The following is a 600-nucleotide window of genomic DNA, read 5'->3' as shown; positions in this document are numbered from 1 at the left end:
GGCCTGGGCGTGCTGGTGGAACAGCCCGGCGCTCAGCCACAGCACGGTGATCCGCTCGCGGCGTAGCAACGCCGCCAGGGCGTCGGTGCTCAGCAGAGTCCGCGGGTCGGGCAGCACCAGACAGGCACCGTTCAGCAGCGGCGCGAACAACTCGTAGCAGGAGACGTCGAACGTGGGGTTGGTGGTGGCCAGCAGCCGGTCATCTGGCTTCAGCCGCAGATCTCCGGTGCCCAGCGTGAGCCGCAGAGGACCGCGGTGAGCACACACCACACCCTTGGGGGCGCCACTGGAGCCGGAGGTGAAGATGATGTAGGCAGGGTCGTCGACGCCCTGTCGCGGCTTGTCAACGGAGGCGGTGAGGTCCTGGGCGGAACCCTCGTCCGGGGCGTGCGGTTCCTTTTCGGGGCGGTCGGTGGGAGCGGGAGCGGCGAGGTCGTCGACGGTGAGGCAGGTCCGGCCCTCGGTAGCCTGCGACGGGCCGTCAGGGCCCGTCACGAGATGCTGGACGTCGGCCGCGTCGAGGATGCCGCGTAGTCGGCTCTCCGGGTGCGCGGGGTCCAGGGGAAGGTAGACCGCTCCGGCGGTCAGCACGCCCAGGGC

Annotated in this window: 1 protein-coding gene; it reads right to left on the bottom strand. The window is 70.8% G+C overall.

Features of this window, described 5'->3' with window-relative positions; translation table 11 throughout:
* Positions 1-600 (bottom strand): AMP-binding protein (locus tag KUM32_RS42085; protein WP_217146873.1); only part of this gene is annotated, 600 nt, incomplete at both ends.

Source organism: Streptomyces sp. AC627_RSS907, from assembly GCF_019049165.1.
This window is presented reverse-complemented; position numbering and strand designations above follow the sequence as displayed.